Origin of the sequence: Actinomycetospora sp. NBRC 106378 (assembly GCF_030269685.1) — a bacterium.
Lineage (GTDB): Bacteria > Actinomycetota > Actinomycetes > Mycobacteriales > Pseudonocardiaceae > Actinomycetospora.
Genome location: NZ_BSTT01000011.1, coordinates 69,345 through 84,494, shown reverse-complemented (window position 1 = coordinate 84,494; position 15,150 = coordinate 69,345). Strand labels below are relative to the sequence as shown.

The 15,150-nt window shown below is 73.4% G+C and carries 12 protein-coding genes; 8 read left to right on the top strand and 4 right to left on the bottom strand.

The window, feature by feature from the left end; translation table 11 throughout:
* The first annotated feature begins 148 nt into the window (after positions 1-148).
* The 6 genes from QSK00_RS22060 to QSK00_RS22035 all read left to right on the top strand — a co-directional run bounded on the left by QSK00_RS22060 (position 149) and on the right by QSK00_RS22035 (position 8,086).
* Positions 149-1,315, top strand: coding sequence for an NAD(P)-dependent malic enzyme (locus QSK00_RS22060; protein WP_285594313.1), 1,167 nt, complete (start codon positions 149-151; stop codon positions 1,313-1,315).
* Positions 1,316-1,748: 433 nt separating this feature from the next.
* Complete coding sequence (locus QSK00_RS22055) at positions 1,749-4,655, top strand: sensor domain-containing protein (protein WP_285594136.1); 2,907 nt, start codon at positions 1,749-1,751, stop codon at positions 4,653-4,655.
* A gap of 96 nt (positions 4,656-4,751) precedes the next feature.
* On the top strand, positions 4,752-5,807 hold the full coding sequence (locus QSK00_RS22050) for an ABC transporter ATP-binding protein (RefSeq protein WP_285594133.1): 1,056 nt from the start codon (positions 4,752-4,754) through the stop codon (positions 5,805-5,807).
* A complete protein-coding gene (locus QSK00_RS22045) occupies positions 5,804-6,451 on the top strand; it encodes an ABC transporter permease (RefSeq protein ID WP_285594131.1) in 648 nt (215 codons plus the stop codon). The genes QSK00_RS22050 and QSK00_RS22045 overlap by 4 nt, the downstream gene beginning before the upstream one ends.
* Before the next feature lies 1 nt (position 6,452).
* Positions 6,453-7,157, top strand: a complete 705-nt coding sequence (locus tag QSK00_RS22040; RefSeq protein ID WP_285594129.1) for an ABC transporter permease — start codon at positions 6,453-6,455, stop codon at positions 7,155-7,157.
* Positions 7,157-8,086, top strand: coding sequence for an ABC transporter substrate-binding protein (locus QSK00_RS22035; RefSeq protein WP_285594127.1), 930 nt, complete (start codon positions 7,157-7,159; stop codon positions 8,084-8,086). Before QSK00_RS22040 ends, QSK00_RS22035 begins: the two co-directional genes overlap by 1 nt.
* 80 nt (positions 8,087-8,166) lie before the next feature.
* Here the strand turns inward: QSK00_RS22035 and QSK00_RS22030 are convergent, their stop codons facing one another.
* The 4 genes from QSK00_RS22030 to QSK00_RS22015 all read right to left on the bottom strand — a co-directional run bounded on the left by QSK00_RS22030 (position 8,167) and on the right by QSK00_RS22015 (position 13,666).
* A complete protein-coding gene (locus QSK00_RS22030; protein WP_285594125.1) occupies positions 8,167-8,343 on the bottom strand; it encodes a DUF6104 family protein in 177 nt (58 codons plus the stop codon).
* 5 nt (positions 8,344-8,348) lie between these two features.
* A complete protein-coding gene (locus QSK00_RS22025; protein ID WP_285594123.1) occupies positions 8,349-12,203 on the bottom strand; it encodes a multifunctional oxoglutarate decarboxylase/oxoglutarate dehydrogenase thiamine pyrophosphate-binding subunit/dihydrolipoyllysine-residue succinyltransferase subunit in 3,855 nt (1,284 codons plus the stop codon).
* Between the two features lie 111 nt (positions 12,204-12,314).
* Positions 12,315-13,022 carry a zf-HC2 domain-containing protein gene (locus QSK00_RS22020; RefSeq protein ID WP_285594121.1) on the bottom strand — a complete coding sequence of 236 codons (708 nt, stop codon included), beginning with the start codon at positions 13,020-13,022 and terminating at the stop codon, positions 12,315-12,317.
* Positions 13,019-13,666 carry a sigma-70 family RNA polymerase sigma factor gene (locus QSK00_RS22015; protein WP_285594119.1) on the bottom strand — a complete coding sequence of 216 codons (648 nt, stop codon included), beginning with the start codon at positions 13,664-13,666 and terminating at the stop codon, positions 13,019-13,021. The genes QSK00_RS22020 and QSK00_RS22015 overlap by 4 nt, the downstream gene beginning before the upstream one ends.
* A gap of 194 nt (positions 13,667-13,860) precedes the next feature.
* On the opposite strand from QSK00_RS22015, the gene QSK00_RS22010 reads away from it, so the two are divergent.
* A complete protein-coding gene (locus QSK00_RS22010; protein WP_285594117.1) occupies positions 13,861-14,550 on the top strand; it encodes a CHRD domain-containing protein in 690 nt (229 codons plus the stop codon).
* Positions 14,551-14,552: 2 nt separating this feature from the next.
* Positions 14,553-15,122 (top strand): sortase domain-containing protein, encoded by a 570-nt coding sequence (locus QSK00_RS22005; RefSeq protein WP_285594115.1) that lies wholly within the window; start codon positions 14,553-14,555, stop codon positions 15,120-15,122.
* Positions 15,123-15,150: the final 28 nt, after the last annotated feature.

Sequence of the window (15,150 nt, the reverse complement as noted above, 5' to 3'; positions counted from 1 at the left end):
CCGCCTCGTCCGGACCCGTGGGGCGTCCCACCACCGCGACCACGACACGTAGGAGGACCGCGTGAGCAGCACGAGTTCCGTCCCGGCGGCCGACACCGGCTCCGCCACGGCCAGCGACCCGAGCGGCCGCGACCTCACCGACGCCGACATCTTCGGCCCGCACGAGGGCGGGAAGCTCTCGGTGGCGCCGACGGTGGCCCTCGCGGGCCGCCGCGACCTCTCGATCGCCTACACGCCCGGCGTGGCGAAGGTCAGCCGTGCGATCGCCGACGACGCCGCCCTGACCGCCCGCTACACGTGGACCCACCGGCTCGTGGCCGTGGTCAGCGACGGCACCGCGGTGCTCGGTCTGGGCGACATCGGGCCGCGCGCGTCGCTGCCGGTCATGGAGGGCAAGTCGGCGCTGTTCAAGGCGTTCGCCGACCTCGACTCGATCCCGCTCGTGCTCGACACCACCGACGTGGACGAGATCGTGCAGACGCTGGTGCACCTGCGCCCGAGCTTCGGGGCGGTCAACCTCGAGGACATCGCCGCCCCGCGCTGCTTCGAGATCGAGCGCCGGTTGATCGAGGCGCTCGACTGCCCGGTCATGCACGACGACCAGCACGGCACGGCCATCGTGGTGCTCGCGGCGCTGCGTGGGGCCGCGGCGGCGCTGGACCGGGACCTGGAGCCGCTGAAGGTGGTCGTCAGCGGCGCCGGGGCGTCCGGCGTGGCGTGCGCGAAGATCCTGCTCGAGGCCGGCGTCGAGGACGTGACGGTGCTCGACTCCCGCGGGGTCATCCACACCGGCCGCGACAACATGAACGTCGCGAAGTACGCGCTGGCCGAGCAGACCAACCCGCGCGGCCTGCGCGGTGACCTGACGACGGCCCTCTCCGGCGCCGACGTCTTCCTCGGCCTCTCCGGCTCGACGGTGCCCGAGTCGATCATCGAGACGATGGCCGACGACGCCATCGTGTTCGCCCTGTCGAACCCCGACCCGGAGATCGACCCGACGGTGGCGCGACGGCACGCGTCCGTGGTGGCCACCGGGCGCAGCGACTACCCGAACCAGATCAACAACGTGCTCGCGTTCCCCGGGGTGTTCGCCGGCGCCCTCGACGCGTCGGCCCGCCGCATCACCGAGCACATGAAGCTGGCCGCCGCGGACGCCATCTTCGGCATCGCCCAGGAGGAGCTCGGCGTCGACCACATCGTGCCGAGCGCCCTCGACCCGCGGGTCGCGCCCGCGGTGGCGGCTGCCGTGGCGAAGGCGGCGGGGGCCGACGGGGTCGTGCGGACCCACGTCGCCGAGGTCGCGTCGGACTCCTGAGCCCGGAACGGCGACGACGAACGGCACGGACTTCCGGGTGATCGGGTGTGAACCGATCGGGGTGCGGCTGCCGGTCACGGCTCGTCGGCGACCGTTGGCACCGGCGGACTCGCACGCATCGTGAGAACCGACACGCGTCTGAGTGAATGGGTGGCGGGGCGAACGACACGCGATCGGATCTGTGCCGTTCGTCGCCTCCACCGACCGTCGCCGGACCGTTCACCGTCCGAGTTGAGACATACCCGTTGGACTTGATGCAGGCGACCGCGTCAGAGCCGACGGTCGGCGCCCCGGTGCACCCGACGGGGTGATGTGCCCGGACCTCGACGGGGTGTCCTTCGTTGCGGAGATCAGATGGCGGTCCGGCCGACCCGAACGGGTCGGAGGGGGCACCGCCGGTGAAGGGGTCGATCGCGTGAACGGAGCCAGGCGGATGCCGCGACTCGCCGTCGTGCGGGTGGCGGACGCCGACGCGTCCGACTCCTCGCCCGGCCTCGTCGGCGAGCAGGTGCCCGCTCCCGCCCGCCCCGACACGTCGCGGGCGGACGCCCACCCCGCCCGCTCGACCTACCGCACGACCGAGGAGCCCGCGGGCGAGGCCGACACGCTCCCGACCGTCCCCCGGGGCCGCCCGTCCCGCGCCGACGCCGCCGGACGCCAGGCCCCGCCCAGCCCGCGGCCCCGTCCCGGCCACGACCGCCCCGCGCCCCGCCCGAACCCGCCGTCGAGCCCGAACCCGCCGTCGAGCCCCGTCGAGGCGGCCACCGTCGCCGCGACGGCGGTCCCGGCGCCCGGGGAGACCGACCCGCTGCTGGACCTGCTGCCCGAGGGCCCGGCGGTCGTCGTCGACGCCGAGGGACTCGTCGTCACCGCCTCCCGGGGGTTCGCCCGGCTGGTCGGGACGTCGGCGGGGGAGATGGCCGGGACGCCGGTCGACACGTACGTCACCGCCACCGCGGCGGGCACGAGCGAGCGCGGCGAGGTCCGCCGCCGCGGCGGCACGACGGTGCCGGTGCGCCTCGTGCGGTGGAACCGCCTGCCGGGCAGCCCGCACCGCGCGATCGTCGTCGTCGACGTCAGCGACCTCGACGAGGGCGAGGCCGTGCGCCGCGCCGTCGACACGGCCGTCGCCGACGAGCGCCGTCGCCTCGAGGGCCTGACACGGCTCGCACAGGTCGGGTCGTGGGAGAACGACCGGACCGTCGACGGCTGGTCGTTCTCGTCCGTGGCCCGCACCCTGTTCGGGCTCCCAGCGCTGGGGACCGTCGGCCGCGCGACCGTCGCGGAGTGCGTCCACCCGATGGACCGCCCGCAGGTCAGTGCCCGATGGGCGACGATGGTCGAGACCGGCACGCGGCTGGACCTGGAGGTCCGCCCGGCCCACGACCCGTCCCGGCTGCTGCACGTCCGCGCCGAGCGCACCGCGGTCGGGCACCGCACCGTCGTGTCGGGGTCGGTGGAGGACGTCACCGAGCGCCGGGCCCTCGAGACGCGGATGCGCACCTCGAGCCAGCGGTTCACCGACCTGCTCGCCGTCGCCCCCGTCGGGGTCGCGATCTTCGACGACCACGAGCGCCTCGTGCAGGCCAACCAGTCGCTGTGCCGGCTGCTGGGCGAGGGCCAGGAGACGCTGCGCCGCCGCCGCGCCGACGAGCTGCTCGACCTCGCCGCCGAGCAGGGTCCCGACACCGTCGCCATGCCGACGCCGCTGCTCGCCCGGCCGGCCGGCTCCGCGGGCTCGATCAGCTGGTCGTGTGCGGCCCGTGCCCTGCGCCGCCGCGAGCGCGGCGCCCGCGGTGAGTTCACCGACTCGGTGTGGTGCGAGCTGCACGTGTCGGTCTCGGTCGACGACGCCGGCGGGGCCACCCACCTCGTCGTCTTCACCGACGTGACCGAGAACCGCCGGGTGGAGGCATCGCTGCGCCACCAGGCGATGCACGACGAGCTGACCGGTCTGCCGAACCGTCGGGCCCTGACCCGCGCGGTCTCGCACCTGCTGGGCGGCCCGACCGCCCGCCGGACCGCCGTGCTGTTCTGCGACCTCGACAACTTCAAGCGGGTCAACGACTCGCTGGGTCACGACGCCGGGGACGAGCTGCTGGTGTGGCTCGCCGACCGGCTCCGCGACGGGCTGCCGCCCGGCTGCACCGCCACCCGCCACTCCGGCGACGAGTTCGTCGTCCTGTGCGCCGACGTCGACGCCCACGGCGGCCTCGACGCGCTGACCGACCTCGTCGCGAAGCTGCTGCGCACCGCCGTGCCGGTGCACGGTCAGCTGGTCCGCGTCTCCGCGACCATCGGCGCGGCCGTGGGGGCGGCCCTCGGCCTCCCGGCCCTGGTCAACGGCTACGAGGTCGACCCCTACGCCGACCCGGTCGCCCCGATCCTCGCCGCCGCCCGCGCCGACGCCGACGGGTCCGACGCCCCGGAGCACCCGGCCACCGGCGACCTCATCCGCTTCGCCGACGCCGCGCTGTTCGAGGCCAAGAGCGGCAGCAACCGCGTCGCGCTCGCCGACGAGGCGATCATGCGGGGTGCCGACGAGGCGCTGCGGCTGGAGATGCAGCTGCGCCAGGCGCTGGTCAACGACGAGCTGGTCCTGCACTTCCAGCCGGTGGTCGGCCCCGACGGCTGCGTCCAGACCGCCGAGGCGCTCGTGCGCTGGCAGCACCCCGAGCACGGCCTGATCTTCCCGGACAAGTTCCTGCCGGTCGCCGAGGCCGCCGACCTGCTCGGCGAGCTCGACCGGTGGGTGCTGCGCACCGCGGTCCGCGAGGCGGCCACCTGGCCCGCCTACGGCGACCGGCCCGCCGCGTCGGTCGCGGTGAACCTCGCCGGGCTGCTCCCCGGCGACCCGGACTTCCTGGTCACCGTCCACGAGATCGTCACGTCGTCCGGGCTGCCCTGGGACCGCCTCGTGCTGGAGCTGGTCGAGACCTGCCTGGCCGACCTCCCGCCGTCGACCCTGCGCGAGATGAACGAGCTGATCGCGGCCGGCGTGCGGTTCGCCGTGGACGACTTCGGCACCGGCTACTCGTCGCTGTCCCGCCTCACCGGGCTGCCCGCGCAGATCGTCAAGCTCGACCGGGGCTTCGTGCGCGGGGTCGCCACCGGCGAGTCCGACCGCGCGGTGGCCCGGGCCGTCGTCGAGCTCGCGGCCGCCATCGGGCAGACCTGCGTCGCCGAGGGCGTGGAGGACGAGGACCAGTTCGCGGTGCTGCGCGACCTGGGCGTCGACGCCTACCAGGGGTGGCTGTTCGCCCGGGCGATGCCGGGCCCGAAACTGGCCGAGATCCTCGCTCGCGGGCCGATCGCCCCGGATGTGGCGGACGCGTCCTGACGGGCGTTTCGCGCGCGTTCGGCGGTCCGTTCGGTTACGGTTCCCCGACCCAGGCGGCCGACCAGGCGCCGCCCTGGCCGCGGAGGAACCACTGCGGTGATCGAGTTCTCCGACGTGCGCAAGGCCTACCCCGACGGCACCGTCGCCCTCACGTCGTTGTCGCTGACCGCCCGCGAGGGCGAGATCACGGTGCTGGTCGGGCCGTCGGGCTGCGGTAAGACGACGACGCTCCGGATGGTCAACCGCATGGTCGACCCGTCGTCGGGAACGGTCCGGTTGGACGGCGTGGACGTCTCCACGCAGGACCCCCCGACGCTGCGCCGCGGCATCGGCTACGTCATCCAGAACGCGGGCCTCTTCCCGCACCGCACGGTGCTGGACAACGTGGCGACGGTGCCGGTGCTGCTCGGACGCCGCCGGTCCGAGGCGCGCTCGGCGGCCGGAGAGCTGCTCGAGCGGGTCGGCCTGGACCCGAAGGTCGGCAGCCGCTACCCGGCCCAGCTCTCGGGCGGCCAGCAGCAGCGCGTCGGCGTCGCCCGCGCGCTCGCCGGCGACGCACCGGTGCTGCTCATGGACGAGCCGTTCTCCGCGGTCGACCCGGTGGTGCGGGCCGACCTGCAGGACGAGCTGCTGCGCCTGCAGTCCGAGCTCGGCCGCACGATCCTCTTCGTCACCCACGACATCGACGAGGCCATCCGCCTCGGCGACATGGTCGCCGTGCTGCGGGTCGGCGGCACCCTGGCCCAGTTCGCGCCGCCCGCCGAGCTGCTCGCGGCCCCGGCCGACGACTTCGTCGCGGGCTTCGTCGGGCGCGACCGCGGCTACCGGCGGCTCCAGTTCGTCGGGGCGGGCTCGCTCGCGCTCTCCGACTTCCCGACGACGGGTGAGGGCTGGTTGCTGGTCGTCGACGACGACGGCCGCCCGACGGGCTGGCGCCAGGGCGAGGAGCACGTCGCGCTGGGCACCGTGCACGCCGAGGGCGGGTCGCTGCGCAGCGCGCTCGACGCCGCGCTCAGCTCGCCGGCGGGGCGCGGCGTGGCCGTCGACGACGACGGGCGGGTGCTCGGCGGCATCGAGCCGGAGGCCGTGATCACGTTGCTGCACGCGTCGGCGGGATCGACGGCAGGGTCGTCGCCGGAGTCGGTGCGGTGAGGCTCTTCGGCGCGGACATCCTCCCGCTGGCGGCCGAACACATCGTCCTCGCGCTGGTCCCGGTGCTCCTGGGCCTCGTGATCAGCCTGCCGCTGGGCTGGTGGGCGTGGAGCTCGCGCGGCGCACGCCGGATCCTGCTGCCGCTGACCGGGGTGCTGTACACGATCCCGTCGCTGGCGCTGTTCGTCGTCATGCCGCTCGTGCTCGGCACCCGCATCCTCGACCCGGTCAACGTGGTCGTGGCGCTCACCATCTACGCGGTGGCCCTGCTCGTCCGCAGCGTCGTCGACGGGCTCGACGAGGTGCCCGGGGAGGTCCTGACGGCGGGTGTCGCCATGGGCTACCGGCCGCTCGGACTGCTCTTCGGGGTGCAGCTGCCGCTGGCGGTGCCGGTGCTCGTCGCCGGCGTGCGGGTGGCCGCGGTGAGCTCGTTCAGCCTCGTCGCGGTCGGCGCGATCATCGGGCAGGGCGCGCTCGGGACCCTGTTCACCCAGGGGTTCGAGCGGTTCTACACGGCCCAGATCGTCTTCGGGCTCGTGTCCATCCTGGTGCTGGCGCTGGTGATCGACGGGCTGCTGATGCTGCTCGGCCGTCTCCTCGCGCCGTGGGCCGCGGCCCGGGCGCCGCAGAGACAGGCGGTGTGAGGTGTTCTCGAGCCTGATCGCGTGGTTCACCGCGAGCGCGCAGTGGTCCTCGACCACCGGGATCCCGACCCGCCTGCTGCAGCACCTCGGTTACACCGCCCTGACGGTCCTGGTGGCCGCCGTGATCGCGGTGCCGATCGGCCTCTACATCGGGCACACGGGCCGCGGTCGCTTCCTGGTGGTGGGCCTGGCCAACGGCCTACGGGCGCTGCCCGAGCTCGGTGTGCTGGTGCTGTTCGTGCTGCTCATCGGGCTCGGACTCACCCCCGTGGTGCTCGCCCTCATGCTGCTGGCCATCCCGCCGCTGCTCGCGGGGACCTACGCCGGCGTCTCCGGGGTCGATCCGGCCGCCGTCGACGCGGCCCGGGGCGTCGGCATGACCGAGCGGCAGATCCTCGTCCAGGTCGAGCTGCCGAACGCCCTGCCGCTCATGGTCGCCGGGCTGCGCACCGCGACGCTCCAGGTCGTCGCCACCGCCACCATCGCCGCGTTCGTGTCGCTCGGCGGGCTCGGCCGCTACATCGTCGACGGCCAGGCACAGCGCGACTTCGTCCAGATGGCGGGCGGCGCCGTGCTCGTCGCCCTCCTCGCGATCGTCCTCGAGGTGGCGCTGCAGGGCCTGCAGCGCGCCGTCACTCCCGGGGTCCGCCGGACCCGATCCACACCCGTCGTCGGGAAGACCGACACCGTCACCGTTGGAGGCTGATGCCCGTGCGAACGACCCGCGCCCTCGGCGCCCTGCTCCTCGCCGCCCTCGCGTTCCTCGCCGCCGCGTGCGGTGGCGGGGGCGACCCGCTCGCCTCCCAGCCGCAGGCCCCCGCGGCCGGCGACACCATCCGGGTCGGCTCGGCGAACTTCACCGAGAACCGCCTGCTCGCCGAGATCTACGCCACCGCGCTGTCGATCCGCGGCATCAAGGTCGAGCGGCAGTTCGGCATCGGCAGCCGGGAGACCTACTTCCCGGGCCTGCGTGACGGGTCGATCGACCTCGTCCCGGACTACACCGGCAACCTCCTGCAGTACCTCGACACGAACGCCACGGCCACCGCCCCCGCGGACGTGTACGCGCAGGTGCAGCAGAAGCTGCCGCCGAACCTCAAGGTGCTGGAGGCCAGCCCGGCCGAGGACAAGGACGCGGTGGTGGTCACCCGCGCCTTCGCGACGCAGAACAATCTGACCTCGCTCGACCAGATCGGGCCGCTGTGCGGCAACATCGTGTTCGGCGGGCCGCCCGAGTTCCAGACGCGTCCGTACGGCATCCCGGGCATCCAGAAGTCCTACGGCTGCACGTTCAAGGAGTTCCGCTCGCTCGACGCCGGAGGGCCGCTCACCGTCGCCGCGCTGCGCGACGGCTCCGTCCAGGCCGCGGACCTGTTCACCACCGACACGTCGATCCCGAACAACGACTTCGTGATCCTGGCCGACCCGAAGTCGAACTTCGCGGCGCAGCAGGTGGTGCCGCTGATCAACGCGTCGAAGCTGTCGAACCCGGCCGTGGCCGACGTCCTGAACCTGATCTCGCAGAAGATGGACACCGCGACGCTGACGGACCTCAACAAGCGCCTCGACGCGCCGGACAAGCCCGACCCCGCCCAGGTGGCCCGGGACTGGCTGTCGTCGGCCGGGATCGGCTGACGAGCTCCACCCCGCACGAACGAACGGCACTCTCGCAGCATCTATGTGCGCGAGAGTGCCGTTCGTTGGTTCCGGGCCGGTCAGTCCTCGTCGCTGTCGTCGCGCGCGAGGAACACCGCGAAGCGGTCGGCGGCACCGGCGTGCTCGGGATGGGCGTCGACGAAGGCGCGGAGGCGGTCGGCCAGCCACGCCAGGCTGACCTCCTCCTCGCCCCGTCGGTCCTCGAGCTCCTCGATGCCGCGGTCGGTGAAGTACACCGTGCCTAACCTTCGATGGCCTCGGCGATCAGCGCCTTCTGCTCCACCTCGTGCACCTTCGCGACGCCGGCCGCGGGGGCCGCCATGCGCCGGCGCGAGATGCGGCGCAGGCCGCGCAGCCGCTCGACCTTCTCCGGCAGCATCAGGCCCAGGAACGGCCAGGCGCCCTGGTTGGCCGGCTCCTCCTGCACCCAGGAGACGCTCTGGGCGTTGGAGTAGCGGCCGATGATCGAGGAGATCTCGTCACCGGCGATCGGGTAGAGCTGCTCGAGCCGGACGATCGCGATGTCGTCGGTCTTCCCGGCCTTCTCGCGGGCCGCGACCAGCTCGTAGTAGATCTTCCCGGCGCACATCAGGACCTTCGATGCGCCCGCCGCCCTGTCGTTCGACGCGAACGTCGGGTCGTCGAGGACCGGGTGGTAGCTGCCGGTGGTGAAGTCCTCCACCGGGCTCACCGCGGCCTTGTTGCGCAGCATCGACTTCGGCGTGAAGACGACCAGCGGACGACGCACGCCGTCGGTGGCGTGCCGGCGCAGCAGGTGGAAGTAGTTCGACGGCGACGACGGCACCGCCACCGTCATCGAGCCCTCCGCGCACAGCTGCAGGAACCGCTCGATGCGCCCCGAGGTGTGGTCGGGCCCCTGGCCCTCGTGGCCGTGCGGCAGCAGCAGCACGACGTCGGAGGTCTGGCCCCACTTCGCCTCACCGGACGAGATGAACTCGTCGATGATCGACTGGGCGCCGTTGACGAAGTCGCCGAACTGCGCCTCCCAGCAGACGAGGGCGTCGTGGTTGACCACCGAGTAGCCGTACTCGAAGCCGACCGCGGCGAACTCCGAGAGCGCCGAGTCGTAGGGCATGAATTTGCCCTGGTCGGCGGTCAGGTGGCGCAGCGGGACGTACTCCTCGCCGGTCTTGCGGTCGATGAGCACGGAGTGGCGCTGGGTGAAGGTGCCGCGGCGCGAGTCCTGGCCGGAGAGCCGGACGAGCTTGCCGTCGATGAGCAGCGAGCCGAACGCGAGCAGCTCCGCCCACGCCCAGTCGATGCCCTCGGCGGTCTCGGTCGAGGCGGCCTTGCCACGGCGCTCCAGGACCGGCTTGACGCGCGGGTGGACGTTGAACCCCTCCGGGGGCTCCGCGAACGCCCGGGCGATCCGCTGGACGACCTCCAGCGGCACCTTGGTCTGCAGCGAGTTCGGGACCGCCTGCTCCCACTCGACCGACGGGCTGGGCTCGATCTGGGCCTTCTCCAGCTCGCGGACCTCGTTGAAGACGTGCTCGAGCTGGCTGCCGTAGTCGCGCAGCGCGTGCTCGGCCTCGTCGAGCGAGATGTCGCCGCGGCCGATCAGCGACTCGGTGTAGGTCTTGCGCACCGAGCGCTTGGCGTCGATGACATCGTACATCTCCGGCTGGGTCATCGAGGGGTCGTCGCCCTCGTTGTGGCCGCGCCGGCGGTAGCAGACCATGTCGATGACGACGTCGGAGTTCCAGCGCTCGCGGAACTCGACGGCGAGGCGCGCCACCCAGACGCAGGCCTCGGGGTCGTCGCCGTTCACGTGGAAGACCGGCGCGTCGATCATCTTCGCGACGTCGGTGCAGTAGTGCGTCGAGCGGGTGTGCTCCGGGGCGGTGGTGAAGCCGACCTGGTTGTTCACCACGACGTGCACGGTGCCGCCGGTGCGGTACCCGCGCAGGAGCGCCAGGTTCAGCGTCTCGGCGACCACGCCCTGCCCCGCGAACGCGGCGTCGCCGTGCATGGCGACCGGCATGACGGTGAAGCCCTCGGGACCCTTGTCCAGCATGTCCTGCTTCGCGCGGACGATGCCCTCGAGGACCGGGTCGACGGCCTCGAGGTGGGACGGGTTGCTCGTCAGGGAGACTGTGGTCTCGCCGTCGCCGAACATCCGGAAGAACTTGCCCTCGGCGCCGAGGTGGTACTTCACGTCGCCGGAGCCGTGGGCCTGGCCCGGGTCGAGGTTGCCCTCGAACTCGCGGAAGATCTGCGAGACCGGCTTCCCGACGATGTTGGCGAGCACGTTCAGCCGGCCGCGGTGCGGCATGCCGATGACGACCTCGTCCATCTCGTGCGCCGCGGCCTCGTCGAGCACCGCGTCCAGCAGCGGGATGACGGTCTCGGCGCCCTCCAGCGAGAAGCGCTTCTGGCCGACGTACTTGGTCTGCAGGAACGCCTCGAACGCCTCGGCGGCGTTGAGCTTGGAGAGGATGTACTTCTGCTCGGCCGCCGACACCTTCTCGTGCGGCACCTCGATGCGCTCCTGGAGCCAGGCGCGCTTCTCGGGGTCGAGGATGTGCATGTACTCGACGCCGATCGTGCGGCAGTACGAGTCGCGCAGCACCCCGAGGATGTCGCGCAGCTTCATGCACGAGCGGCCCGCGAAGCCGTCGACCGGGAACTCGCGGTCGAGGTCCCACAGCGTCAGCCCGTGGCTCTGGATGTCCAGGTCGGGGTGCTTGCGCTGCGGGTGGTCCAGCGGGTCGGTGTCGGCCATCAGGTGGCCGCGGTTCCGGTACGCGTCGATCAGCTCGAGGATGCGGGCCGTGCGGTCGATGTTCGACTCGGGCAGGTCCTGCACCCAGCGGATCGGCTCGTAGGGGATCCGCAGCGCTGCGAAGATGTCGTCGTAGAAGCCGTCCTCGCCGAGCACGAGGTGGTGGATGCGCCGCAGGAAGTCGCCGGACTCGGCGCCCTGGATGATCCGGTGGTCGTACGTCGAGGTCAGCGTGATGATCTTGCTGATGCCCATGTTCGCCAGGCGCTCGTCGCTGGCGCCCTGGAACTCGGCCGGGTACTCCATCGCGCCGACGCCGACGATCGTGCCCTGACCGACGGTGAGACGCGGCACCGAGTGGTTGGTGCCGATGGTGCCCGGGTTGGTGAGGCTGATCGTCACCCCGGAGAAGTCCTCGGTGCCGAGCTTGCCCGAGCGCGCCTTGCGGACCATGTCCTCGTAGGCGGCCCAGAACTGCGCGAAGTTCATGTTCTCGCAGCCCTTGAGGGCCACGACCACCAGCGAGCGCGACCCGTCCTTGCCCGGCAGGTCCATCGCCAGGCCGAGGTTCACGTGCCCGGGGTCGACGACGGCGGGCTTGCCCTTCGCGTCCGACCCGTAGTGGCGGTTCATGTTCGGGAACTGCGCGAGCGCCCGGACCATCGCGTACCCGAGCAGGTGGGTGAAGGAGACCTTCCCACCGCGGGTGCGCTTGAGGTGGTTGTTGATGACGATGCGGTTGTCGGCGAGCAGCTTCGCCGGGACGGCGCGCACGCTCGTGGCCGTCGGCAGCTCGAGCGACGCCTGCATGTTCTTGGCGATCGCGTTCGCGGCGCCCCGCAGCGGCGTCACGGACTCGTCGGTCGACCCGCCGTCGGCGGCCTTGGCGGGGGAGGTCGACCCGGCGGCCGGCTTGCTGTCGCCCTTGGGCTCGGCCGACGCGCCGTTCCGCGACTCCTTCGGCGCCGGCTTCTCCGCCGTCTTCTGCTGCGTGGCCGTGTCGGAGGACCGGGCCGGGGCGCTGCCGTTCGACGATCCCGACGACGACGCGGAGCCGTTCGCCGAGGAGGTCTTCGCGGCGCCGGCGGTGCCGGACCCGCTCGAGCCGTTGCGCTCGCCGCGGCTCGCGCCCGACCCGGCCGAGCCCGACGCGGAGGTGCCACCGGACGCGCCGGTGGAGGAGGTGGAGCCGGCGCCCGCCACGCTCGACCCGTCATCGGGCGCGTAGTCGGCGAAGAACTCGTGCCACGCCGTGTCGACGGAGTCCGGGTCCGCGAGGTAGCGCTGGTACATCTCGTCGACCAGCCACTCGTTGGGACCGAACTGGGCTGCCGGGCTGCTCGTCGACACGGCTGGAGATCGCCTCAATCACGTGCGGGAGTGGAAACGGACACCAGGTTAGCGCTCCGCGGTCGCGGGGGTGGGGCCTGTGTCGCCCACTGCACCGGTTCACGGGCGGGGTCACACGAACCGCGACCGCAGCACCTCCTCGCCCTGCCCGGTGGTCACCACGAATCCGGCGGCGTCCCGGGGCAGGACCGGCGAGTTGAGCCGGCAGACCATCTCGTCGCGACCGGTGCCGACGAACGCGCCCGCGGCGTACGCGCGGCCGTCGCGGCCCGTGACCGAGACGAGGTAGGTCCGCCCCGCGTCGAAGCCGCGCGCGGTCAGCACCACCTCCACCCCCCACGTGTGCGCGACGGTCGCGGCGTCGGCCTCGACGCCGGGGACGAGGGCCTGCACCGCCACCGGTTCGCGCGGTCCCTGGGCGTTGCGCACGCCGAGCCCGTAGCCGGCGGCCCCGCCCGCCACGGCGAGCACGACGGCCCCGGCGGCGACGAGCAGCCCCGTCCGCCCCGCCCGCCGGCGCGGTGCCAGCGGGACGACGGGCGCGGGCGCCTCGTGCGACTCCTCCCGCACCCGCCGCAGCACCTGGTCGAACCCCGCCGGCGGGGCGGGTGCCCCCGGGGGTGCGACCCGGTCCGGGTCGACGGCCCGCAGCGGCTGCGCGAGCGGTGCGATCGCCGCGAGCTCCGCGCGGCACGCGGGGCAGCCGGCGAGGTGGGCGTCCACCTCGTCGCGCTCCGCGGCGTCGAGCCCGTCGAGGACGTAGGCCCCGAGCCGCTCGCGCAGGACCTGGTGGTCCCGGTCGCCGGGGGAGGGGTTCACAGCGGCACTCCCATGTCGTCCATGATCGATCGCAGGTTGCGCAGGCCGTAGAAGACGCGGCTGCGCAGGGTCCCGAGCGGCACGCCCAGCTCGCCCGCCACCTCGGGGTGGGGCCGCCCGCGCAGCCAGGTCTCGACGATGGCCGTGCGCTGGTCGGTCCCGAGCCGCCCCAGCGCCTCCTCGAGGAACCACGTGGTGACGAGGTCGTCGCTGAAGGAGCGTCCGGGCTCGCGCGACGCCCGTTCGGCCACCGCGCCGAGCGTGCCGGGGTCGGTCGGCGTCCCCGGGCGGGCGCGGTCGCGACGGACCTGGTCGACCACGAGGTTGCGGGCGATGGTGAACAGCCAGACCCGCAGGCTCGCGACCGTGGCGTCGTAGCGCTCGGCGTGGCGCCACGCCCGGACGAAGACCTCCTGCACCACGTCCGCGGCCGCCGCGGCGTCGCGGAGGTGGCGGGCCGCGAAGCGGTGCAGCTCGCCGGCGTGCGCGCGGTGGGCGGCCTCGAGGTCGGCGGGACGGCGCAGGTCGACCGCGGCGAGGGTGCCCCCGTTCCCGTCGTCCACGTGCACCCCTCGCTCCCGGTTCGGGGTCATCGTGTCGGTCCGGGAGTAGATCGACGTGTGTGGGTGGGTCGTCACGGTCACCGGTACGTCCGCCGGGCCCTGGTCATGGCGCTCCTCCCGACTCGCGGACCGGCGACCCGGTCCCGTCGTCGGGAGTCCCTACGGATCGCGGCCCGCGGCCGTTCACAGCGGATCGACCGGGAATCGGGGTGAACGCCGCCGTGGTTCGGCCCGTAGTCACGGGAGCAACCGGACGAAACGCCCAGGAGGCCCCCGTGCGCCGTACCCCCGTCAGGCTCGCCGCCCTGTCCGCCCTCACCGTCGGCGCCCTCGCGCTCTCCGGTGGGGCGGCCCTGGCCCAGGACGCCCAGGTCGACGAGCCGTCGAGCTTCACCAGCATGTTCACCGTCATGGCGACGCCCGACACGGTCGTCGGCCAGAACGGTCAGCCCGCCCCGGGCGAGCCGGGCGCGACCGGCACCTTCGACTACCGGATCAACTCCGACGAGGAGATCATCTGCTACGACCTGCGGTTGGAGGGCGTCACCGGCGAGTACCAGAGCCCGGCCCGCACGGCGACGCACATCCACGAGGCCGCGGCCGGGGCGTCGGGTCCGCCGCGCATCGCCTTCCCGGACCCGGAGGGTGACGGTGCGACGCGCACCGGCTCCGGCTGCCTGCAGGGCCCCTTCACCACCGGGGTCCAGGCGAACGGCCAGGACAGCGGCACCGGGTTCTCGCTGAAGCAGATCGAGGCGAACCCGGCTGCGTTCTTCGGGGACACGCACACCGCGGGCTTCACCGCGGGCGCCGTGCGCGGGCAGCTGACGCCCGTCCCGATGGGTGGCGTCGAGACCGGCGCCGGCGGCACGACCGACGCCGTGGCGCCCCTCGCGGTCGGCGCGGCGGCCCTCGTCGCGGCGGGCGCCGCGGGTGCGGTGGCCTACCGGCGGTCGCGGGTCTGACGGTGGGGCTCTCCCGGCTGCCGGCGGTGGTGGTCCTGCTCCTGGGGCTGCTCCTCGCCGGCTGCGCCGCCCCGGTCCCGACGGCGGGTGGTACGCCACCCGCCGCCGGCCCTGCGGTGCCCGACGCCGGGTCGGCGCCGGTGTCGGTGCGCGTCCCGGCGATCGGGGTGGTCCGCGACGACGTGCAGCGGCTGGGGCTCGCGGCCGACGGGACGGCGGAGGTCCCGACGGACTTCGAGCGCGTCGGCTGGTTCGCCGGGGGAGCGGCCCGGGCCGGCGGCGGACCCACGGTGCTGCTCGGGCACGTCGACTCCCGCACCGGGCCGGCGGTGTTCTACCGCCTGCGTGACCTGCGACCCGGCGACCTCGTCGAGCTCAGTCGGGCGGACGGCACCACCGCCCGCTACGCGGTGTCGCGCACCGAGCAGGTGGCCAAGGACCGGTTCCCCACGTTCGCGGTGTTCGGGGCGACCGCGGACGACGTCCTGCGGCTCGTCACGTGCGCCGGCGCGTTCGACCGGGGTGAGCGGAGTTACACCGACAACCTCGTGGTGCATGCGGAGCGTGTGTGAACCGGTAAGGGGGGTGCCTGCGGAGGTC